The organism is Tahibacter sp. (genome assembly GCF_035481375.1).
GTDB lineage: Bacteria > Pseudomonadota > Gammaproteobacteria > Xanthomonadales > Rhodanobacteraceae > Tahibacter.
Window position 1 is genome coordinate 1 of sequence record NZ_DATIGT010000028.1, and the last position, 21,981, is coordinate 21,981.

The 21,981-nt window shown below is 67.9% G+C and carries 24 protein-coding genes; 12 read left to right on the plus strand and 12 right to left on the minus strand.

The genetic code is table 11. The features are described from left to right. The 4 genes from VLF18_RS01850 to VLF18_RS01865 all read left to right on the plus strand — a co-directional run. On the plus strand, positions 1-279 hold a 279-nt coding region (locus tag VLF18_RS01850; protein WP_414717173.1), incomplete at its 5' end, for an ABC transporter permease. A 56-nt stretch (positions 280-335) separates the two neighbouring features. Continuing rightward, on the plus strand, positions 336-1,352 hold the full coding sequence (locus tag VLF18_RS01855) for a TauD/TfdA family dioxygenase (protein ID WP_325277913.1): 1,017 nt from the start codon (positions 336-338) through the stop codon (positions 1,350-1,352). Between the two features lie 17 nt (positions 1,353-1,369). Beyond that, positions 1,370-2,131 (plus strand): thioesterase II family protein, encoded by a 762-nt coding sequence (locus VLF18_RS01860; protein WP_325277914.1) that lies wholly within the window; start codon positions 1,370-1,372, stop codon positions 2,129-2,131. Positions 2,132-2,286: 155 nt separating this feature from the next. Further along, positions 2,287-3,891, plus strand: coding sequence for an MBL fold metallo-hydrolase (locus VLF18_RS01865; protein WP_325277915.1), 1,605 nt, complete (start codon positions 2,287-2,289; stop codon positions 3,889-3,891). 170 nt (positions 3,892-4,061) lie between these two features. On the opposite strand, the gene VLF18_RS01870 is transcribed toward VLF18_RS01865, so the two are convergent. The 7 genes from VLF18_RS01870 to VLF18_RS01900 form a co-directional block, all read right to left on the minus strand. Beyond that, the gene (locus VLF18_RS01870) at positions 4,062-4,226 is read right to left on the minus strand and encodes a hypothetical protein (RefSeq protein ID WP_325277916.1); all 165 of its coding nucleotides are present in this window, start codon (positions 4,224-4,226) and stop codon (positions 4,062-4,064) included. Next, on the minus strand, positions 4,216-4,788 hold the full coding sequence (locus tag VLF18_RS01875; RefSeq protein ID WP_325277917.1) for an ECF-type sigma factor: 573 nt from the start codon (positions 4,786-4,788) through the stop codon (positions 4,216-4,218). Before VLF18_RS01875 ends, VLF18_RS01870 begins: the two co-directional genes overlap by 11 nt. A gap of 108 nt (positions 4,789-4,896) precedes the next feature. Beyond that, a complete protein-coding gene (locus VLF18_RS01880; protein ID WP_325277918.1) occupies positions 4,897-5,190 on the minus strand; it encodes a hypothetical protein in 294 nt (97 codons plus the stop codon). Continuing rightward, complete coding sequence (locus VLF18_RS01885) at positions 5,187-5,660, minus strand: hypothetical protein (protein WP_325277919.1); 474 nt, start codon at positions 5,658-5,660, stop codon at positions 5,187-5,189. The genes VLF18_RS01880 and VLF18_RS01885 overlap by 4 nt, the downstream gene beginning before the upstream one ends. Then, positions 5,617-6,354 carry a hypothetical protein gene (locus tag VLF18_RS01890; RefSeq protein ID WP_325277920.1) on the minus strand — a complete coding sequence of 246 codons (738 nt, stop codon included), beginning with the start codon at positions 6,352-6,354 and terminating at the stop codon, positions 5,617-5,619. The genes VLF18_RS01885 and VLF18_RS01890 overlap by 44 nt, the downstream gene beginning before the upstream one ends. Continuing rightward, on the minus strand, positions 6,351-6,602 hold the full coding sequence (locus tag VLF18_RS01895; RefSeq protein WP_325277921.1) for a helix-turn-helix transcriptional regulator: 252 nt from the start codon (positions 6,600-6,602) through the stop codon (positions 6,351-6,353). Before VLF18_RS01895 ends, VLF18_RS01890 begins: the two co-directional genes overlap by 4 nt. Before the next feature lies 1 nt (position 6,603). Then, a complete protein-coding gene (locus VLF18_RS01900) occupies positions 6,604-7,116 on the minus strand; it encodes a DUF2975 domain-containing protein (RefSeq protein WP_325277922.1) in 513 nt (170 codons plus the stop codon). Between the two features lie 254 nt (positions 7,117-7,370). Here VLF18_RS01900 and VLF18_RS01905 point away from each other — a divergent pair, with 254 nt between their 5' ends. The 3 genes from VLF18_RS01905 (at position 7,371) to VLF18_RS01915 (ending at position 10,768) form a co-directional block, all read left to right on the plus strand. After that, positions 7,371-8,528, plus strand: a complete 1,158-nt coding sequence (locus VLF18_RS01905; RefSeq protein ID WP_325277923.1) for a DUF2235 domain-containing protein — start codon at positions 7,371-7,373, stop codon at positions 8,526-8,528. Positions 8,529-8,640: 112 nt separating this feature from the next. Continuing rightward, positions 8,641-9,456: an NYN domain-containing protein gene (locus tag VLF18_RS01910; protein WP_325277924.1), complete on the plus strand. Its 816-nt coding sequence runs from the start codon at positions 8,641-8,643 to the stop codon at positions 9,454-9,456. A gap of 295 nt (positions 9,457-9,751) precedes the next feature. Further along, positions 9,752-10,768: a glycoside hydrolase family 5 protein gene (locus VLF18_RS01915; protein ID WP_325277925.1), complete on the plus strand. Its 1,017-nt coding sequence runs from the start codon at positions 9,752-9,754 to the stop codon at positions 10,766-10,768. Between the two features lie 156 nt (positions 10,769-10,924). Here VLF18_RS01915 and VLF18_RS01920 read toward each other — a convergent pair whose 3' ends face one another. Beyond that, entirely contained in the window at positions 10,925-11,473 is a 549-nt protein-coding gene (locus VLF18_RS01920) for an O-methyltransferase (RefSeq protein WP_325277926.1), read from the minus strand. Between VLF18_RS01920 and VLF18_RS01925 the strand changes: the two genes are divergently transcribed. From VLF18_RS01925 to VLF18_RS01935, 3 genes are all read left to right on the plus strand, one after another. Beyond that, entirely contained in the window at positions 11,474-12,316 is an 843-nt protein-coding gene (locus tag VLF18_RS01925; protein ID WP_325277927.1) for a TetR family transcriptional regulator, read from the plus strand. It begins immediately after the preceding gene. 508 nt (positions 12,317-12,824) lie between these two features. Next, positions 12,825-16,118, plus strand: coding sequence for a hypothetical protein (locus VLF18_RS01930; protein WP_325277928.1), 3,294 nt, complete (start codon positions 12,825-12,827; stop codon positions 16,116-16,118). A 159-nt stretch (positions 16,119-16,277) separates the two neighbouring features. Further along, a complete protein-coding gene (locus VLF18_RS01935) occupies positions 16,278-16,757 on the plus strand; it encodes a VOC family protein (RefSeq protein WP_325277929.1) in 480 nt (159 codons plus the stop codon). A gap of 66 nt (positions 16,758-16,823) precedes the next feature. Here the strand turns inward: VLF18_RS01935 and VLF18_RS01940 are convergent, their stop codons facing one another. The 4 genes from VLF18_RS01940 to VLF18_RS01955 all read right to left on the minus strand — a co-directional run bounded on the left by VLF18_RS01940 (position 16,824) and on the right by VLF18_RS01955 (position 19,184). Then, positions 16,824-17,378: a hypothetical protein gene (locus tag VLF18_RS01940; protein ID WP_325277930.1), complete on the minus strand. Its 555-nt coding sequence runs from the start codon at positions 17,376-17,378 to the stop codon at positions 16,824-16,826. Positions 17,379-17,651: 273 nt separating this feature from the next. After that, the gene (locus VLF18_RS01945; protein ID WP_325277931.1) at positions 17,652-18,677 is read right to left on the minus strand and encodes a hypothetical protein; all 1,026 of its coding nucleotides are present in this window, start codon (positions 18,675-18,677) and stop codon (positions 17,652-17,654) included. Between the two features lie 76 nt (positions 18,678-18,753). After that, positions 18,754-19,017: an ankyrin repeat domain-containing protein gene (locus VLF18_RS01950; RefSeq protein WP_325277932.1), complete on the minus strand. Its 264-nt coding sequence runs from the start codon at positions 19,015-19,017 to the stop codon at positions 18,754-18,756. Beyond that, positions 19,017-19,184, minus strand: a complete 168-nt coding sequence (locus VLF18_RS01955; protein ID WP_325277933.1) for a hypothetical protein — start codon at positions 19,182-19,184, stop codon at positions 19,017-19,019. Before VLF18_RS01955 ends, VLF18_RS01950 begins: the two co-directional genes overlap by 1 nt. Before the next feature lie 332 nt (positions 19,185-19,516). Between VLF18_RS01955 and VLF18_RS01960 the strand changes: the two genes are divergently transcribed. Further along, on the plus strand, positions 19,517-20,182 hold the full coding sequence (locus VLF18_RS01960; RefSeq protein ID WP_325277934.1) for a hypothetical protein: 666 nt from the start codon (positions 19,517-19,519) through the stop codon (positions 20,180-20,182). Positions 20,183-20,192: 10 nt separating this feature from the next. Continuing rightward, positions 20,193-21,981: hypothetical protein (locus VLF18_RS01965; RefSeq protein ID WP_325277935.1), on the plus strand; the 1,789-nt coding region annotated here is incomplete at its 3' end.

The window sequence follows — 21,981 nt, forward strand, 5'->3', positions numbered from 1 at the left end:
GGCCTGCGCCGCGCGATCGGCGCGAGCGACGGCAGCATCATCGCGCTGTTCCTGCGCCAGGGCGGCCGCCAGCTGACGGTGGGCCTCCTCGTCAGCGGCGCGATCTCGGTGCTCGTGCTCTATGTGGTCTCGCAGTTCGCCGGGGTCGGCGTGATCGCACTGACCTTCATCGGCCTGCTCGTGGCGGCCATCGTGACGGCGCTCGTGCTCAGCGCCGTGTTCATTTCTACGCGCCGCGCCGTTCTGCAGGAACCGGCCGTGGCGCTGCGTTTCGACTGACGACGGAATCCGCGGCGCCGCCGCGGACGTATCGGGGATTTGTGGAGGACTGGCAAATGACGGATCTGGCAAACATCGGCGGCGGCGATCTCAAGGACGTCCAGGGGACGAAGCTGCTGCTCGAGGTGGACACGGGCAATCTGAAGGTGACCGACTGGGCGCAGAAGAACCGCGAGCACGTCGAGCGTCTCGTGCAGGACAACGGCGCGCTGCTGATACGCGGACTCAAGTTCGCCGGCAGCCAGCAGTTCGGCGCGACGCTCGCGACGCTGTTCGGCGAGGAACTGATCCAGTACACGTACCGCTCGACGCCGCGCACGGAACTGCGCGGCAATGTGTATACGGCGACGGAATATCACCCGGACCAGATCATTCCGCAGCACAACGAGAATTCGTACACGAACCGCTGGGCCATGCGCATCGGGTTCCTCTGCACGATGCCGTCGGCGCAGGGCGGCGCGACGCCGATCTGCGACAGCCGCCGGGTCTATGCGGATCTGCCCGACACGCTGCGGCAGCGCTTCGAGGACCGGGGCGTGCTCTACGTGCGCAACTACAGCGATCTCGACATTCCGTGGAGCGAAGTGTTCCAGACCACGGAAAAGGCCGACGTCGAGGAATTCTGCGCGGCGAACGACCTCAGTTACGAATGGCTCGACGACCGGCACCTGCGCACGCACCAGATCAACCAGGCCAGCGCGACGCATCCGGTCACGGCGGACACGGTCTGGTTCAACCAGGCGCACCTGTTCCACGTGAGCAATCTCGAGCCGCAGGTGCGCGACAGCCTGCTCAGCGTGATGCCCGAGGAGCACCTGCCGCGCAACACCTACTACGGCGACGGCGCGCCGATCGAAGCGCCGACGCTCGCGACGATCCGCGAGGTCTACGAGCGCAACACGATCCGCTTCGACTGGCAGCGCAACGACCTGCTGCTGCTCGACAACATGCTGTTCTCGCATGGGCGCGAATCGTTCGCGGGCAATCGGCAGGTATTGGTCGGCATGGCGCGGCTGCACGGAGCGGACAGGGCCGCTCCGGCAAACGGCAGCGCCGCGCCGCGTTCGTCCTGACTCATCGAGGCTGTGCCATGAAAAACCTCACGCCTGTAAAGAATCCCTGGATCGTCACGCACTCCAGCTCGCGCCGCCCCACGCAGCGGCTGTTCTGCTTTCCGTATGCGGGCGGCAACGCACAGGTGTTCCGCGCCTGGGCCGACCGCCTGCCGCCGTCGATCGAACTGATCGGCATCCAGGCGCCGGGCAAGGGCAGCCGCGTGCTCGAAACGCCGTATTCGACGCTGCGCGAACTCGTCGCGGCACTGCTCGCCGACATCGAGCCGCTGCTGTTCGACCGGCCGTTCAGTTTCTTCGGCCACAGCAACGGCGCGCTCGTCGCGTTCGAGCTGAGCTGCGTGCTGCAGGAGCGCGGCCTGCCGCTGCCGCAGCATCTGTTCCTGTCGGCGAGCCCGGCGCCGTGGACGCGCGTGATCGACCGGCCGTATTCGGCGATGAGCGACGACGAGTTCATCGGCATGCTCGAATCGCTGAGCGGCACGCCGCCGGAAGTGCTGCGCAACCGCGACCTGCTCGACCTGTTCCTGCCGGGCCTGCGCGCCGATTTCTCGCTCGCGGAGAACTATGCGTTCGGACGCCGGCGCAAGCTGTCGGTGCCGACGAGCATCTTCTACGGCGCGCAGGATGAGATCGAGGAAGTGCAGATCCGCTCGTGGCAGCAGCAGCTCGAATCCGAGGCGCGCTTCGAGCAGATTCCCGGCGGTCACTTCTTCATCCACAGCCATGTCGAGCTGCTGACCGACCTCGTGGTCCGGCAGCTCGCCGCGGCGGCCTGAAGGGAACGTCGAAAAACGTCGACGTTTCCGCGGCGCAGTCATGCGCCGATTCGAACAACGCCGGAACGGCGGCTTTTTGGAAGTTCCCTGAATTTCTCCCTTCATCGCAAGAGGCCGGCATGCAGGCCGGCATCGCATCAACCAAGGATTACGTCATGGGCAACGAAAGCGAACAACTCTACCTGCGCGAAGACGTCTACTTCGAGCCTCTGCTGAACCAGTGGTACGCCTGGCCGTACCTGCTGCCGCCCGTGACCGGCGCCCGCCACATGGTCAACACGCACCGGCGCATCATGAGTTCTTTCGTAAAGAACTATAAATTGCACATCATGGCCGTGCACCAGCCCGGCATGGCCGGCGCCGAGTTCCTCGACTGCAAGGAAGACCAGGTCGCCGACATCAAGGCGCTGATCGACCGCATCGACACCGAGCACGCCGACCTCGTCGCGCTGTCGGACGCCGTGCGCGAGCTCGACGAGCTGCTGCGCACGCACACGACCGGCGAGTCGATCGAATATCTCTATGACAAGGTACCCGAGCCGCTGAAGGGCTATGTCGAGATCTTCATGGACCTCGAACACAATCCCTCGTACCGTCTGCTCGAAAGCCTGTTGTACAAGAGTCCGTACTACAAGCGCTCGCTGCAGAACGTCTCGTTCGGCCTCGTCGACAAGGTCGGCGGCCGTCCGTTCGTGCTGAGCACGCCGCGCCTGCCGGATGCGACGAACCTGCAGCTCAATACCGACTACAACGATCCGATCCTCGACGAGCTGTTCCGCGCGCGCGAAACGCCGATCGCGGCCGACCGGCTCGACGCGCTGTTCGCCGGCCGCCAGACCTCCGGCGGGCTGCCGTACCGCGACCTGTTCACGACGACGCCGCCGGCGCACCGTCACGAGCCGGTGGCCGAAGGCGTGCGCCTGCAGTACCTCGGCCACGCGGGCTTCCTCGTGCAGACGCCCGACGTCGCGATCGTCATCGATCCGGTCATCGCTTCGCGCGGCCCGGACTTCGCCGACGACGTGATCAGCTTCAGCCAGCTGCCCGAGCGCATCGACTACATCTGCATCACGCACAACCACCAGGACCATGCGAATCTCGAGTCGCTGCTGCAGCTGCGCTACAAGACCAGCAAGATCCTCGTGCCGAAGAACAACGGCGGCACGCTGTCCGACCCGTCGCTGCGCCTGCTGCTCAAGCAGTTCAAGTTCGACGTGATCGAGATGGACGACCTCGACGAGATCCTCGTGCCCGGCGGCCGCATCGTCAGCGTGCCGTTCCTCGGCGAGCACGGCGATCTCAACGTGCGCTCGAAGACCGCGTGGTACTTCGAACTGCTCGACAAGAAGATCTTCCTCGGCGCGGACTCGTCGAACCTCGACCCGGCCATGTACCGCCACATCGGCCGCGACCTCGGCGAAGTCGACGTCATGGCGATCGGCATGGAATGCGTCGGCGCGCCGTACACGTGGCTCTACGGCGCACTGCATACGAAGCTCGTCAGCAAGAAGATCAAGGAGTCGCGCCGCCTCAACGGCTCGAACTTCGTGCAGGCGAACAACATCGCCGAGATCTTCAAGCCCTCGCACCTGTTCCTCTACGCGCTCGGCATGGAGCCCTGGTACAAGTACTTCATGGGCCTCGACTACGACGAGAACTCGGTGCAGATCACCGAGACCGGCAAGATGCTCGAGGAATGCGCGCGCAAGAACATTCCGGCCGAGCGCCTGTACGGGAAGATGACGATGCAGCTGGCGTGAGCGCCGCTGCGGAGAGTCTCCGATGCCGCATGGGGGGGGCGGGTGCGGTTTGGCGCCGAGCTGAAACCCATCCCCACCCATGCGTGTCGCTGCCTTCGCGCCAGCGCGGCACGGCGGCCTGTCCCGCGAGCGCGCCGAGATCGATGCCGGCCTCGGCCCAGTCCAGCGGGCTAGCCGCTGTCCTCCATCGATTTCCTGCACATCGCCGCTCTTTCGAGCAACGCCTGCAGGATGCGGCCGATGCCGTAGACGTCGTACGCGCCGTGCCGTTCCGCCGGCAGGTCGGCGACGCGGCCGAACGGCGTTTTCACGCGCGCATGGCGCTCAGCGTCCAAGTTCCAGTTCCTCGCGCAGCCACGCGCGCGTGAAACGCAGATCGCGGTCGACCGAGGACAGGGACACGCCGAGCACCGCGGCGATCTGCTCGCGATCGAGGCCCGCGAAATACGTCAGGTGCAGCACCTCGGCGCCGCGCGGATCGAGCGCTTCGAGCCGGCGCAGCGCCTGGTCGAACGCGAGGAGTTCCGCGGCCATCGATGGTTCGCCGGCGTCGACGAACGACAGCGTGACGTCGCCGGCACCGTCGCTGCGCTTGGCCGCAGCGCGTGCGCGCGCGTGATCGACGAGCGTGGAGCGGATGAACAGCGACATGCTCGCGAAGAAATGCGCGCGGTTCTTCCAGTCGCGCGGCGCATCGGCGATGCGCAGCAGCGCGTCGTGCAGCAGCTCGGTCGGCGTCAGCGTGACCGCCTGGCTGCGATGGCGCAGCCGCTGCACGGCGATCTGCTTGAGCTGTTCGTAGGCGAGATCGACGACGCGGTGGAACGCGGCGCCTTCGCCGCCCTTCCAGGCGTGCAGCAGATCGGTCAGGGCGGGCGGCGGCGAGGCAGGCGGCATGTAGGAGCAACGCGTAAAAGACGCGACGCAGTGTACGCGACGCGCGAACCCAAGATGCTCATCATCGGCGCATGATGCGAAAGCTCGCTCGAGTCGCCTTCGGGGTTATCAAATCCGGCAAGCCCTTTGATCCTTCGCTTCACGGGACTTGATTCGACAACAGTATCCACCGGTCGTGACGGCGGCGGCGCCGGTGCGGCGAAGCCTCGACGTAGGGCGCAATAACCGGAGGGCATTGCGCCGAATCCATCGCGAAGCCGACTCGCTCGCCGATGCGCGCAACGCAATCGACGCTTCCTTGCTTCGACCGGAGCGAAGCGACGTCGGCGCGTTCTTTGGCTGTCGGGACGGCGCCATGCGCGCGATCAGCGACACGATCGCGAGCCGGTGTTCGGCGTTCATGCGCGACCTCCCTCGGCGACGGCGACCGGCGCCGCTGCGGGGCGTGCGCCGAGCACGTACGTGCGCCACACATAGCCCCAGGGAATGAACAGCGCGAGCAGCGGCATCGCCAAGAAGGATTCGGCGACCGACTGCGCGGACGAGCCTTCCATCGTGCCTGCGCGCCACAGCGGCACGGCGACGAACGCGAGCCAGATCGCCTTGTAGCCGAGCGTGAAGAGCATCAGCGGCAGCCAGCGCAGCGGATGGATCAGCCCGAACAGCGCGAGCGCCGGATAGGTGGCCCAGACCGACCACGCGACCGCCGACAGCGGCGCCCACTCGCCCTGGTGCGACAGCAGCACGCGCCAGGCCGTCGGCGCGACGAACAGCAGCATCAGCAGATAGAACGCGCGCAGGCCCCAGATCTGGAACGGGCGCACGCCTTCATGGCGCAGCGGGTCGGAACGAAAAGCGCGAAACAGGTCCATGGTCATTCCTCGACAGGCAGAGCGGGGCGGCAGGGGCGCGGTGCAGTGCGCGCGTAGCGCACGCGCAGCAGCCAGAACAGCATCGCGGCGAACGGCGCGAACGCGAGTACGAACAGCATCGGCGAGCCGCGCATCGCGGCCGGCAGCACGTCCTGCTGTCCGAGAAAAACGAGCCGGTCGCCATGAAGAACGCAAAGCACATGCGCCAGAGATGACGCGAGATGCGCTGCGTCGCGGACTGCGTGCGTCGCAGGATCCAGCGCAGATCGAGCAGTCCCGCGAACAGGCAGACGCCGCCGAGCGCGAACAGCGCGCCGGGCCCCGGCGGTCCGGCGAACTGTCCCGGCGGCGCGAACGCAAGCGCGAAGCCGCGGCCGATGATCGCCGCGCCGATCGCGACGGCGAATGCGCAGGCGACGTTCTCGATCGGTCCCGGCGCGCCGCTGCGCCGGCGCGCCGCCATCCACGCGGTCGCGACGAAATAACAGACCACGATGCCGCCGACCGGCGATTCCGGCGGCGATTTCAACGGCGCGAGCAACGATGCAGTCAGGCCGAGCACGAACATCGCGAGACAGAACCCGGTGCCCGCGGCGGCATGCATCCCGCGGCCCTTGCGCACGAGGATCGCCACGCTGCCGGCGGCGAGTGCGATCGCGCCGCCGGCGACATGCAGGGCGGTGATGCCGTTCATGCGTCGTCTCCGTCGTCGGTGCCCGCGGCAACGCGGCCGTCGGCGTCGGCGTGGAACTCGAGCAGGTCGCCCGGCTGGCAGTCGAGCGCGACGCAGATCGCTTCGAGCGTCGAAAAGCGGATCGCCTTGGCCTTGCCCGTCTTCAGGATCGACAGGTTCGCGACCGTGATGTCGACGCGCGCGGCGAGCTCCGTCAGCGTCATGCGGCGCTCGTACAGTTTTTTGTCGAGGCGGACGAGGATCGCCATGTCACACCGTGCCTTCGAGGTCGGCGCGCATCTGCGCGCCGCGTGCGAACACGCCGGACAGCACGAACAGCAGCAGTACCGCGAGCCACGGCGCGAACGAGAACGCCTCGATCTGTCCGGGTTTCCAGACCACCGCCGCGATGCCGGCGATGACGAGCCGCAGCAGTTCGAGCGACATCACGCGCCAGGCGATCGCATCGAGCCGCCGCGCGTTGTCGAGGATGAACGGATCGCCGACGCGCACCGTGTCGACGATCGCGAGCAGCTGCCGCAGGATCGTGTGCACGATCGCCGCGCCGGCCACGCCGAGAATCACGATCGCGCGCAGGCCATGGCCGACCAGCGGGTGCGCGTTGACCATGTCGAACCCCAGCGGCCGCTGCGGCCAGCCGTCGATGAAGAAGCTCCAGACGAGCAGCCCGAAGATCGCGAGCGCATACAAGGCGTTGAGCACGACCAGCAGTCGGATGACCGGGCGGGCGAGGGCAAGGGCTTGAGCGCTGGTACGGGTCATGGCGGGCTCAGATTTATCGTGGAACGATACTATCCATATCGAAAAACGATAATCAAGGCTGCCGGAAGTCACCCCGGGGCGGTCGTTGCGGGAGCGGACCCGCGCGTGCGCATGAGAGAAGAAAGCCGCTGGAGCCACTGTCCAGTTGCCCGACCGGAAGACGCCGCCGGCGGTGCTGATTTGTGGAAAGATGGCGATCGCGGCATCGCCGCGGTTTTCGACATGAACCGGACTGACGGGGGAGGAGACTGGCCGTGAAACGACTCGCACTGTTTCTGGACGGCACCTGGAACGACCCCGTGGACAGCACCAACGTCCACACGCTGCACGAGCAGGTTTCGGCGGTCGGCCCGGGCGGCGTCGAGCAGCGGACGAAATACCTGGCCGGCGTCGGTACGAAGTGGACCGAACGCGTGCGCGGCGGCGCGGTCGGCTACGGGCTGTCCGGCATCGTGATGAAGGGCTACGACTGGCTCGTCGACAACTACGACGACGGCGACGAGATCTATATTTTCGGATTCAGCCGCGGTGCGTTCACGGCGCGCAGCGTTGCGGGACTGGTCGCCAAGTGCGGCCTGCGCCGCCGCGGCAGCACGACGATGGACACCGAGGCGATCTATGCGCGCTACAAGCGCGGCAAGGAACTGCCGGCGCTGCAGGACATCCTGTTCCGGCAGGAGCACAAGGGCTATGTGCCGACGGCCGAGGAACAGGCGCTGATCGACTCGTCACGGCGCGTCGAGATCATGATGATCGGGGTCTGGGACACGGTCGGCGCGCTCGGCGTGCCGTGGACCGAGGCGCCGTGGTTCGGTCCGAAGGATTTCTATTTCCACAGCACGCAGATGAGCGTGCTGTACCGGCATGCGTTCCACGCGATGGCGATCGACGAACACCGCGGCGCGTACGCGCCGACGCTGTGGACGCGATTCACGCCGGACGCGGCCGATCGCAATCCGTCATCGGCGATTCCGGTCGAGCGTGTCGAACAGCGCTGGTTCGTCGGCGCGCATTCGAACGTCGGCGGCGGTTACACGGACGACACCCTGTGCCGTTTCCCGCTGGCCTGGCTGCAGCGCAAGGCGGCCGGACTCGGGCTCGCCTTCGATACGACGTTCGCGCCGACCGATGCGGATTTCGACATCGAACCCGTCGATTCGTACGCGAAGTTCATGCGCGGCCTGTATCGCGTCATCCGCTTCGGGCGGCGCTTCTACCGCCCGATCGGCGCCGACGAGCGCGTCGTGAGGAACGGCCGCTCGATGCCGATCAACGAGTTCATCGATGCGAGCGTGTTCAGGCGCTGCCAGGCGAAGCCGGAATATCGGCCCGACAATCTCGTGGAGTGGGCGAAGCGCCGTGGCGTGGATCTGACGAAGGCGGTGCCGGCGGATGGGGTATCGGCGACATAGCCGGGGATCGGGAACTGGGAATCGCGAGGGCGACATTCCGGCTTTCGGCGCGATTGTTGTGCTTTTGCCTATACGATTCCTCCGATTCCCCGATTCCCGCAGGAGACGATCCATGGACGAGCAGAAGCGGCTGGCCGTACTCATCGACGCCGACAACGCCGAGCCCGGCGTCATCGATGCGCTGCTGGCCGAAGTGGCCAAGTACGGCACGGCGAGCGTCAAGCGCATCTACGGCGACTTCACGTCGACGCTCATGACGCAGTGGAAGAAGGCGCTGCTGCGGCACTCGATCACGCCGATCCAGCAGTTCGCCTATACCAGCGGCAAGAATGCGACCGACAGCGCGATGATCATCGACGCGATGGACATCCTGTATACGGGCCGCTACGACGGGTTCTGTCTCGTTTCCAGCGATTCGGATTTCACGCGGCTCGCGCAGCGGCTGCGCGAAGGCGGCCAGACCGTCTACGGCTTCGGCGAGAAGAAGACGCCGGATCCGTTCATCCAGGCCTGCGACAAGTTCATCTACACGGAATTGCTGCGCGTGCGGGCGACACCTCCGAAGTCCGCCGCGAAGCCCGCCTCGCCGGCGAAGGCGAAGCCGGCCAAGGGCGCGCCGTCGGCTGCGAAGCCTCCGGCAAAGACGACGGCGAAAGAAACACCGCCGGCGAAGGAAGCCGAACCGGCCGTGCCGGCGTTGCCCGTGGACCTGCTGCAGCGCGCGATCGAGGAATCGTCCGACGAACACGGCTGGGCGAATCTCGGCGCGGTCGGCAACTACCTGACGAAAGTGCAGCCGGATTTCGACCCGCGCCTCTACGGCAAGCGCAAGCTCAGCGATCTGCTGCGCACGCGCGCCGGCGTGTTTGGTCTCGAGGAACGCGGACCGGCCGGCGGACCGAAGGCCACGTATGTCCGCAATCTCTGACGCGACGCACGGCCGCGATCGAGAGAGCGGGAGAGGTCTGCCGCGCCGGCCGCTGAGCGCGAAGGTGCCGTAGTCCGAAGCTGCCGTAGTCCGGCGGCTGGCCCAGGATGCCACCCGTGACGGCCACGTGGAACGCGCCCGTTGACTCCGGCACGGTTGCCTACGCGCGACAGCATCCAGGCGATGCGCAACGGCGACCGCCGCGTCCGGTCGGGCGCGTCGCCGCTTTGCGGCACCTATCCCAACAGGCGTTCGTCCCGCCCCGTACCATCGCTGCGATCAACGGGAGCTGCCGATGCTGAAAAAGGAAAAGATGGCCGGTGCCGCATTCGCGGCCGCGCTCGCCTGTGCGGGCACGCCCGCGATCGCCGCCGTGGAATGGACCGGCGTCAATCTCGCCGGTGCCGAATTCGACAGCGGAACGTTCTGGCCTAACGCGGCCGAGATGAACTATTTCCGCGCTGCCGGCATGAACATCGTACGCGTGCCGTTCCGCTGGGAGCGCCTGCAGCCGGCGCTCAACGCGCCGCTCGACGCAACCCAGCTGTCGGCATTGCGCACCGTCGTCGCCGCGGCGCGCACGGCCGGTCTCTCGGTGATTCTCGATCCGCACAACTACGCGCGCTACAACGGCAACGTGATCGGCAGCGGCGCCGTGCCGCGCGCCGCGTTCACGGATTTCTGGAACCGGCTCGCGACCGCGTTCCGCGACGAGCCGCACGTGATCTTCGGCCTCATGAACGAGCCGAACAGCATGCCGACCGAAGACTGGCTGCTCGCGGCGAACGCGGGCATCGCCGGCATCCGCAACGCGGGTGCGCAGCAGTGGATCCTCGTGCCGGGCAATGCCTGGACCGGCGCGCACAGCTGGCTGCAGAACTGGTACGGCACGCCGAACGGTTCGGTCATGGGCGGCATCGTCGATCCGCAGAACCACTACGCCTACGAGCTGCACCAGTATTTCGACGGCGACTTCTCCGGCCAGTCGTCGTGGTGCAACGCGAGCAACGGCGCCGCGCAGCTCGCCGCGGTCACGCAATGGCTGCGCGAGCGCGGCAAGCGCGGCTTCCTCGGCGAATTCGCCGGCGGCAACAACACCGACTGCCGCACCGCCGTCACGAATGCACTGGGATACATCGAGAACAACGGCGATGTCTGGCTCGGCTGGAGCTGGTGGGCGGCCGGCCCGCAATGGGGCGACTACATCTTCACGCTCGAACCCACGAACAACTACACCGTCGACCGGCCGCAGATGTACTGGCTGCGGCCGTATTTTGCGGACGATCGGCTGTTTGCCAGCGGGTTTGAGTAGCGAGAGCCGGGAATCGGGAGTCGTAAGAGCGGGGTGGTGAAACGGCAATCAAAGCGCGTCGTCTCGCTGCGCGCCGAAACCAGTCCTCCCCTTCGCGGGGAGGGTGGCACGGGCGGTCCGTCAAGCAAACGGCAAGCGGAACGACGCGATAGGGAACTACCCGGCCCGCATCGAGACCTCCACGTCAGGCCCGAACGGAATGGACAGGTAGCCATTTCCCGCCGCGCGCACGTGCGCGAGATAGTCCGGGCTGTAGTCGGCGTTGTCCGCAACGACCAGCGCTCCGGGGCGAAGGCGGCTTTCGACGAGACGCAGGACGTCGGTATAGAGCGCCTTCGCGCCGTCGAGCAGCAGCAGGTCGATCGTTTCGGGAAGGTCGGTGCTCAGCGTCACGAGCGCATCGCCTTCGCGGATTTCCACGAGATCGGCGAGACCGCCGGCGACGAGGTTCGCGCGGGCTTTCGCGACCTTGCCCGGCTCGAACTCGCTCGTGATGAGACGGCCGCCGCCGTTGTCGCGCAAGGCGGCTGCGAGATACAGCGTCGAGATACCGATGGAAGTGCCGAACTCGACGATGCTCCGCGCACGGCTGCTGCGCGCGAGGAGGTAGAGCAGGGCGGCAGTCTCGCGCGACACGGCGAGCGGAAAGTCCTTGAGCTGCGTGTAGATGTCGAGGTACTCGGTCCGGTTGTGCATGAGCCGCATGTGCTGTTCCGGCGTCATGTCGGCGAACACGGGGTTGTTCGCGGGCGACGCCGCGGCGTCTTCGTCGAACAGGCGGTCGAGCAGGCGGTCCAGCGGTGCGGTGGTCAACGTGGTCATTTCTGTCTCCGGTCGATGCAGGGTTGCAAGGCCGGATTAGAATGTGACGAATTCGTCGCGTTTCCAATTCGCATTCCGGAGGCCTCCATGACCGACCGTCGAAAACCGCGTATTTCCCAGCGAAAACAGCCGAAACAGGCGCGCTCGACCGAACTCGTCGCGATCATTCTCGAAGCCGCGGTTCAGGTTTTGGCGAAGGAGGGAGCGACCCGCTTCACGACCGCGCGCGTCGCGGAGAAGGCCGGCGTCAGCGTCGGCTCGGTGTATCAGTACTTCCCCAACAAGGCGGCGATCCTGTTTCGCCTTCAGAGCGACGAGTGGAAGCAGACCAGCGATCTGCTGCGCGGCATTCTCGAGGACTCGCGATTCGCGCCACAGGAACGGCTGCGACGGCTGGTTCATGCGTTCATCCGTTCCGAATGCGACGAGGCGTCGATGCGCGGCGCGCTCAACGACGCCGCGCCGCTGTACCGCGATGCGCCCGAAGCGCAGGCGGCGCGCGTGTCGGGATCGCGCGCAATGCAGGACTTTCTGCGGGAAACACTGCCGGATACGTCGGACGCGGCGCGCACGCTGGCCGGCGAACTGGTTACGACGACGCTGAAGACCGCCGGCAAGGAGTTCTCCGAGCGCCCGCGCAAGCCGGCGGAGATCGCGCGCTTTTCCGACGCGATGGCCGACATGTTCTGCGCATACCTCGATCGCGTCGCGAAACGCACGACGTAGAGCGCAGTAAGCGAAGCGCATTGCGCCGCCACCGACGAAGCGAAGGAGTTCCCGGCGTTCCGCTCCGGCCGAAGAGGCGCTTGGGGTGCGGCGCCGTGACGCGGTGATCCGGACCCCGGCGCGATGACGCAATACGCTTCGATTCTCGCGCCGTTTTTCCGATCGCGGTCTCGCACGTCGGACGCGGCCGGCGCTGCGGCGAATCTCGTGCGAGCGATGCGGTAGGGATGCGCGGCGCCCGAGCGTCTGTAGTCCCTTTTTGCGCAGACCGATCTGCAGCGCGGCGCAGAACCGCGCAGCACGCTTTTTCCTACCGCCGGTGCAGCCGGCATCGTCGCTGCGCAGCGCATCACAGTGCTCCGGACACCGCTCACGCAGCGTTCGGCACCGATGCGCGACCGGCGTCGCGCATCGCAGGAACATTCCGGCGACGAATACGCGTTGCGCGCGGTTCGCACGCGAGCCCGCTGCGTCGCCGTCATCCACGTTCATTCTCAAGGAGCAGCCCATGCAATCGGAACCGGCAAGCGCAACCACACGACGCGACGCGACCGGCGAGCCTGCCGACCTCGATCGGCGCTCGCTGCTCAAGGCGATGCTCGTCGGCGCAGGGCTCGCGGCGTGTCCGCTGTCGAGCGCGATCGCGCAGGCGCTCGCCGCGCCCGAAGGCAGCGATCGCGTGTTCGCCGACGGCTTCGAGCCGGCGCCGGGCGGCCGCATGGGTTTCAGCGTGCGCGCGCCGGGCGCGCAGGCGCAGGCACCGGTCGCGCTCGGATTCGCGTTCCGCCGCGGCGACGTGCCGGCCGGCAGCAGCGTGACGGCGAACCAGGGTGCGCTGCAGGTGACGCCGCGCAACTACTGGCCCGACGGTTCGCTGAAGTTCGCGCAGTTGGTCTGGCGCGGCGCCGTGAACGCCGCGCCGACATTCGTGCAACTGTCCGCCGGCAGCGCCGGATCGGGTACGGCGCTGACGCTGGCCGATCTGCAGGCGACCGGCGTCACGGCGAGCATCGCCTGCGGCGCCTATGGCACGGTGTCGTGGTCGGGCAGCGACTGGGCGGCGCCGTTCGCGTTCGAGTCGGGCCAGTCGGCCTGGATCAGCGGACCGCTGATGTCGTCGTGGATCTACCGCAAGGCCGTCGGCAGCGATCCGCATCTCGTCGCGTGGCTCGAAGTGCGGCTGTATGCCGGCGGCGCGGTCGACGTGCTGCCGTGGATCGAGAACGGCTATCTCAAGGTCGCCGCGCCGGCGAGCAAGGCCGCAACGTTCACCTTTACACTCGGTGGCACGCAGCGCTTCAGCGCGGCCGTCACGCTGCCGCACCACTGCCGCACGCCGCTGGTGTCGGGCGCCGCGCTGTCGCACTGGCTCGCCGGCGATCCGCAGATTTCCGTGCAGCATGACGCGGCCTATCTGATGGCCAGCGAACTCGTGCCGACCTATCGCGCGAACGTCGCGGCGAACGCGCCCGTCGTCTCGGCGCTGCCCGCCGCCTACGTTCCGCTGCAGCAGGGTTCGTTCACGTTCGACGGCGACGGCATGACCGCGTCGGGCTACCAGGAGCCGATCGGCCTGCTGCCGCAGCACGACGTGCTGTATCTGACGAGCCCCGGCGTGGCGTATGCGGCGGTCGTGCGCAACGGCTTCAGCGCGGGGCGCTATCCGATCCACTACCGCGACGAAACCACGAACCGGCCGATCCGCTTCACGAGCCATCCGACGCTCGGCATTTCCAACGGCAGCGGATTCCACGACAACGGCGCCAGCGGCTCGTACACGCCGACGCCGAGCGGCGCCGCGCCGCGGACCTGGGACTGCGCGCACAGCCCGTCGGTCGGCTTCATGGCGTATGTCGTCACCGGGCGCTGGTATTTTCTGGAAGAAATGCAATTTGCGGCAACGGCGAACCATCTCGGCAAGGGCTCCGTCGCGGCGCTGCGCGACGGTGCGAAGGGGCTCGTCAAACCCGAGGTCGGCGCCTGGCAGACGCGCGCGGCCGCGTGGCAGTGGCGCACGCTGGCGCAGGCGGCCGCGCTGACGCCCGATGTCGACGCGACGCTCGCGACGGAGTTCCGCACGGTCATGCAGTACAACGTCGACAACCTCTACGACACCTATATCGCGCAGCCGAACAATCCGTTCGGCTTCATCCAGTCCGCCGCGACCTACGGCAACGGCGGCACGGCGGTCGTGCCGCCGTGGCAGCAGGACTTCTTCACCGCGGCCACCGGCTATGCGATCGCGCTGCAGGCGCCGATGTCCGACGCGCATCGCGACCGGCTCGCGGGCTTCTTCGCCTGGACCGCGCGCAGCATCGTCGGCCGGCTCGGCGTTGCGTCGGGCTTCTGGTACATCAACGGCGATCCTTACGTGCTGCGCATCAGCAACGCGGTGCTGCCGAACTACCAGACCGGCGCGGGGCCGTGGTTCGCCAACTGGTCGGAGGCCTATGCCGCGCTGCCCGCGGCGCTGACGACGGCGAGCGCGCCGAACGGCTGGCTCGGCAGTACCGAAGGCACGCTCTGCGGCGAGATCATGCCGGGCGAACGCGCGATGTGGGGCAACCTGCAGCCGGCGATCGCCTATGCCGTGCGCTTCGGCGTCAGCGGCGCGCTCGCGGCGTACCAGCGCATGACCGGCGCGACGAACTGGAACGCGTTCGTCAACGCGCTGAACGTGGCGCCGGTCTGGTCGGTCGCACCGGCCACGGGCGCGGCGCAGATGCCGGCCTGGCTCGCCGGCGCGCCGCTCGACACCTGGATCGAGATCCCGGGCACCGCGCTGACGCTCGGGCCGCTGCCGGTGTTCGGCGGATTCGCGGTGCGTGCGAGCGACAGCACGCTCGTCGTTGCGGCCGCAGGCGGCCATCAGGACTCGTCGAACAACGCGGTCGCGTCGATCCGCCTGTCGCAGGATGCGCCGGCCTGGGTGCTGCGCCAGACGGCGACCGCGAACCCGACGCCGAATCCGGTTTCGACCTGGGGCTACGAAATCGACGGCAAGCCGTCGCCGATGCACTTGTACCATTCGCTGCAATATATCCCCGCAATCGATGCGGTGCTGCGCCTCAACCCGCGCTACACCTGGCCCGGCGCGCACGATCTGACGCAGGCGCCGCAGGGTTTCAACGACGCGTTTGCGCTGAACTCGCCGCCGAATCTCACCGACGCGTCGGGCTGGGCCGGCCGCGGCGTGCATCCGGCCAGTCCCGGCGGCGCGAGCGACTATGCGCTGTGCGTCGACGCCAACGGCCGCGTCTGGACATCGACCCTGCGGCGCTACGACCCGGCGACGCGCACCTGGATGGCGCCGGTGGCCAGCAGCGGCATCAGCGTGCGGTTTCCGGGCGCCTACGACAGCAGCCGGCGGCAGGTCGTCACGCTGCAGTGGGGCGACAGCCAGGGCGCCGGCAGCGGGTGGAGCATCGGACGCATTCCGATCGACGGCAACGCGCAGATCACGCTCGGGATCAATCCGTCCGCGGCATTCACGGCGCTCACGAATGCGCGGCCGCAGTATCCGGGTTTCGCCTACGACCCCAACCGCGACGAGTTCCTCGTCATCGCGGGCGGATCGTGGACCGGCAGCGGCGCGAGCCTGATTCCCGATCGCCGCATCTTCGTGCTCAAGCCGAACGCGACCAACACCTGGGATCTGACCGAACGCTCGATAGGCGGCGCCGCCTGGACCTGCCGCAACGACGGCGTCAACGCGCGGCTGCACTATCTGCCGCAGTTCAAGGGTTTCGTGTTCCAGCCGGACTGGACGCAGAATCTGCTGTTCTGCCGGACGGCCGTATGAGGGCGTGAAGCGACGGCGCCCGCGGCGTGTTGCGGAAACGGCCGCAACGCCGACGCTTAGAGATTCCCTTAACGCGCAACTCGCGACAATTCCATCCTTGAACGCCCGGCGCGTGCCGCCGGGCGGACGCCGATGATAATCCGAGACGAGGAGAACGCGATGGTAGCCAAGAACGCGGTCTGTCTCTGGTACGACGGCACGGCCGAGGACGCCGCGCGGTTCTATGCGCAGACATTTCCGGACAGCTCGGTGAACGCGATCCATCGTGCGCCCGGCGACTATCCCGACGGCAAGGAAGGCGACGTGCTGACCGTCGAGTTCACCGTCATGGGCATTCCGTGCATCGGTCTCAACGGCGGCCCTGCGTTCAAGCCCGACGAGGCGTTTTCGTTTCAGGTCGCGACCGACGATCAGGAGGAAACCGATCGCCTCTGGAACGCGATCGTCGGCAACGGCGGCCAGGAAAGCGCCTGCGGCTGGTGCAAGGACAAATGGGGCCTGTCGTGGCAGATCACGCCGCGCGCGCTGACCGCGGCGTTCACCGATCCCGACCGCGCCGCGGCGAAGCGCGCGTTCGACGCGATGATGCAGATGAAAAAAATCGACATTGCGACGATCGAGGCCGCGCGCCGCGGCTGATCGTCCGCCGCAGGCGCAGCCCCGCTGCGACGGCGGCGCTGCGCCTGCGGTGACTCAATCGCCGGCTCAGCCGCCCGACGTCGTCGTGCCCGGCAGCTCGAAGATGCACGGCGCGATGCCCGAGGAGAACGGATGCTCGACGATCACGAGCGACTGGTCGTCGACGGCGCCCGGACCGGGCAGGCTCGGCGACTCGACGTGGCCGCGCACGCGCACGGTGTAGCTGTCCGGCGTCGTGACGGTGCAGGCGACGGTCGCGCCGACGGTCTTGGCGCGCAGGTTGCTCTCGGTCGTGTCGCCGTCGTTGGAGCACAGTGCGCTCAGCGAGTCGTTGGTCGGTGCGACCTGGCGCGACGTCACGTTGAGGATGCTGCGATTGACGACGATGTCGTATTCGACATGGCCGCGCTCGACCTGGCATTCGGCGGAATAGCTGATGACGAGCGTGCGCGCGCCGCGGACGCTGATCGTCTTGCTGATGAACTCGGCGTCGAGCGGGCCGACCGGCACGGGCACCGCGCCGGTGTTGGTTTCGACGCTGACTTCGTCAGCCGTCGCGAACGGGGAGAGCGTCAGGCCGAGCAGCAGGGCGGCGGTCGACAGGCGGATCCGGGTATTCATGGCGTTGTCCTCAGGGTGGCGAACGGTGCGGGTCGTGGTCTCCATGAGCGTGTCTTCATGGGGATCGCCAGTACGTACGTATCGCGCTGCGGCCAGGGATCACCGCGAGAACAATGCAAGGAACGGGGTAGTCGCGCCGTCTGAGGCGAATGTTGCGTAAGCAATAAAACTACTTTGGAGAATCGCCGGGCAGGCCGGCCGGCATCCCGCGAACCACGAGGTGTTCCGAGGTCCGTGGGAAGGCCGGCGTAGTCCCGACGTGCGGCGCTGCCGTCAACCGCGCTTGCGCGCCGGTTTCTTCCGCGCAGCCGGTCGCGCGGCCTTCGGCTTGCGCGCCGCCGGCCGCTTCGCCGCATCGCGAGCGACGGCCTCGGCGACCGCGTCCTTCGTGAACGGCTTCAGGTTCTTGCGCTGCGGCGTGAGGTCGGCGACGCGCCTGCGCGCCGCGGCGCGCGGTGCGGCGGTCATCACGACGGGCGCGGCGACGTGGTCGGCGATCGCTTCGAGCCAGCGTTTCGCGAGGATCTCCCAGCCGGGTTCGAAAAAGTGGATTTCGTCGTGCCAGTCGGACGGCCGGATCGACGCGACGGCGTCGCGCGCATCGAACCACGACAGTCCGGGAATCGCACGCATGGTGTCGTTGAGCCGGTCGATGACCTCGCCGATCAGCGCGCGGCCGCGCTCGACCGGGAGCCCGAGCGTGCCGAGCAGGTGCTTGCCGACCCAGGGGCCGATGCCCTTGAACGGAATCACGATCTTGCCGCTCTTCAAGGTCGGCGTGACGCTGCCGTAGCCGTGCGCGATGACGGGGCAGCGCCACGGTGCGGCGAGTTCGAGCAGGTCGCCCCAGGATTCGCGGATGTCCTGCAATGCCGCGGCGAGCCGCGCCTGGAGGACCGTCCCGTTGCCGTCGGCGCCGGGGCCGATGAACCGCTCCGGGAACGGCAGGATGTCGTTGCCGCCGCCGGTGACGATGACGGCCTGGAAGCCGAACGTGATGCCGCGGCGCTCGCCGAGTTCCTGCAGGAAACCGAGGCCCTGGTGCAGATCGAAATCGCGCGACATGTCGGCCAGTTCCTTGCCGGGATGCGCGAAGCTCAGCACGTTCATCGGCCGCGAGCCGTTCGCCCCGGTCCACCGGCGGTCGTTGAGAAATTGCACGACGTTCCGGCCGTCCCAGAGATTGCCCGGCAGCGACAGCCAGGAATCGCCGATCGCGAGTACGCGCAGTTCGTCGGGATGGCTGCGGCAGCGATCGAGGTAGCGTTCGCAGCGGCGCAGGTGCGGGGGCAAGGGCATGACGGCAGCTCCATCGGCGGGGATGACCATCAGTGATCCGGCGGCGCGCAATCTCGCAGTGGCGCGCGCCGGCAGTTCACGACGAGGCCGCGGCAGCGTCGAGCAGGGCCAGCACGTCGGCATGGCCGCGCTCCTGCGCGAACGCGCGTGGCGTGTGTCCCGCGGCTTCCGGACCGGGCTCCGCGCCGCGTTCGAGCAACAGCCGCACGATGTCGACGAGACCCATTTCGGCGGCGCGATGCAGCGCCGTGAAGCCGCGATCGTCGCGCGCGTTCGCATCGGCGCCGCGGTCGAGCAGAAGATTCACGGCGTCGAGCCGCGTGGACTGGACCGCGTTCATCAGCGGCGTGGCGCCTTCGGCCGAGCGCACGTCCGCCGGCGGGCCGCGGTCCAGCAGCACACCTGACGCAGCCAGCCACGCACGCGGATCAGCGTGCCGCCGTGGATGAACAGCGCCCACTTGTGCTCCATCGCGCGCGGCGTGAACAGCACGCGTTCCCACACCATGATCGCCACTGCGGTTCGTCGCGGCCGGCGCCTTCGCTGCGCGATCGCGGCCGCCGCGCATCCCGGCGGCCGGACTTTACGCGCCGGGTCGCGCAAAGCGGATATCCGGAGCCGGTTTTCACCCGCCGGAAAAGGCATTAGCGGAAAACCCTGATGCCGCCTATCACGCGCGCTTCCGGGCAGCGAAAAAAATCGTTCAAGGGGACAAAAACGTCCCGAATGGCGAGCAAAACCGCGAACGCATTGCATAAACTCGGTGCGGTTACGTGCGTGCGGCGAGGGAAAAGCGTCGGTGCGCCGCGATTACATGCTCAGCCACTCAGGGGTAACTCATGCAACCAGTCGTTCGCGCCGTCGCGATCGCGGCGGTCTTCGCTGCGATCGCACCCGCGCTCTTCGCGCAGACGATCGTTCCCAATCCGCATCTCGATGCGCAGCTGCCGCCCTGGGCGGCGTTCGCGTCGTCCGCGCCCGATCCGGTCGGCGCCGGCGAGGCGCCGGTCTGGCAGTCGCCGCCGGACGTGGACAACGCGCCGAGTTCCGGTTCTTCGCGCGTGCGGCTGTCGCCCTCGTCGCCGAACGCGGCCTCGGGCATGGCGCAGTGCTTCGATTTCGCGGTGCCGACCAGCATCAACTTCATCAACTACGGCATGGCGTTCTACGTGCCGTCCGCGGCGTCGCTCGACGGCGCGGTGGCTGCGACGGTCGAGCTGCGGCTGTTCTCGGGGGCGGGCTGCACCGGGTTCCTCGGCGGCGGCACGCAGTCGCAGGCGCTGACCGCGGCGAACGTTCCGCCGGCGACCTGGTATCGCATCGCCGACAACAGCTTCGTGCCGGCCGGTGCTCCGATCATGGCCGCGAGCGCGCAGGTGCGCGGCTATCTGCGCCAGACCGGCGTGCAGCCGACGCAGTCGGACTATGCACTGAACCTCGACCATTTCGTCGTCGTGCCGAACAGCACGACGCCGGTGTCGTTGATCCAATTCGGCGTCGAGTAAGGAGCGCACCGTGATGCATCGCCATCTGTACCGCGCGACGTTCGCGCTTCTCGCCGCGCTCGCGTTCGACGTCGCCGCGGCGCCCTGTCCGACGACGACCGTGACGCCCGGAACGACGCTGTCCGGCGCGACCGTCGGCGTCAATTATTCCCAGGCCTTCACCGCGTCCAACGGCAACGCGCAGCCGTTCGCGTTCGCCGTCACGAGCGGCCTGCCGGCCGGCAGCGGTCTTTCGTTCACCTCGACCGGCGCGTCCAGCGCAAACCTCGCGGGTTCGCCGGCGCAGGTCGGCAATTACCTGATCACCGTCACCGCGACCGACACGATCGGCTGCGGCGGCGGACGCACGTATGCCCTGGCCGTTGCGCAGGGCACGCAGATGATCGCGTTCTCGACGACGGCGCCGAGCGGAGCGGCCGTCGGCAGCGCGGCGTATGCCGTCGCCGCCGCGGCGACGTCGGGCCTGCCGGTCACGCTCGCGATCGATGCGGCCTCGAGCGGTGTCTGCGCGCTCGCCGGCAGCAGCGTCACGTTCACCGCGCCCGGCACCTGCACGATCAACGCGAGCCAGGCCGGCGACGCCAACTGGGCCGCGGCACCGCAGGCGCAGCAGAGCTTCGCCGTCGGGCTGGGCAGCCAGACCGTCAGCTTCACCTCGACCGCACCCGCGGGCGCGGTCGTCAACGGTGCGACGTATGCGGTTGCGGCGACCGCGACCTCGGGCCTGCCGGTCAGTTTGACGATCGACGCATCGGCCGCATCGGTCTGCACGATCGCGGGTTCGACCGTGTCGTTCACGGGCGCGGGTACCTGCGTCGTCAACGCGAACCAGGCCGGCAACGCGAGCTGGAACGCCGCGCCGCAGGTGCAGCAGACTTTCGCGGTCGGACAGGGCAGCCAGACGATCAACTTCACGTCGAGCGCTCCGGCGGGCGCGGTCGTGAGCGGAGCGACGTATACCGCCGCGGCGACCGCAACCTCGAGTCTGCCGGTCGGCTTCACGATCGACGCATCGGCGGCATCGGTCTGCACGATCGCAGGTTCGACCGTGTCGTTCACGGGTGCGGGCACCTGCGTCGTCAACGCGAACCAGGCCGGCAACGCGAACTGGAACGCCGCGCCGCAGGTCCAGCAGACCTTCGCGGTCGGACAGGGCAGCCAGACGATCAGCTTCACGTCGACCGCGCCCTCGGGCGCGGTATTCAACGGAGCGACGTATGCCGTTGCGGCGACTGCGACCTCGGGCCTGAGCGTCAGTTTCGCGATCGATGCGTCGGCCGCCTCGGTCTGCACGATCGCGGGTTCGACCGTGTCGTTCACCGGCGTGGGCACCTGCCTCGTCAACGCGAACCAGGCCGGCAACGCGAACTGGAATGCCGCGCCGCAGGTGCAGCAGTCGTTCGCGGTGGCCGCGGCCTCGCAGACGATCGCGTTCACGTCGAGCGCGCCGGCCGCCGCCGTCGTCGGCGGCGCGACGTACAGCGTCGCCGCGACGGCGACCTCGGGTCTGCCGGTCGCGTTCGCGATCGATGCCTCGGCGAGCGCGACATGTACGATCGCCGGCTCCACGGTGTCGTTCATCGGCGCCGGCACCTGTGTCGTCAATGCGAATCAGGCCGGCAACGCGAACTGGAGTGCCGCGCCGCAGATGCAGCAGTCGTTCGCAGTCAGCCAGACGCCGCAGAGCATCACGTTCACGTCTGCCGCGCCGACCGACGCGAGCTACGGCGGACCGACCTACCTCGTCACGGCGACGGCAACGTCCGGCCTGACCGTCGCGCTGACGATCGACGCCGCCT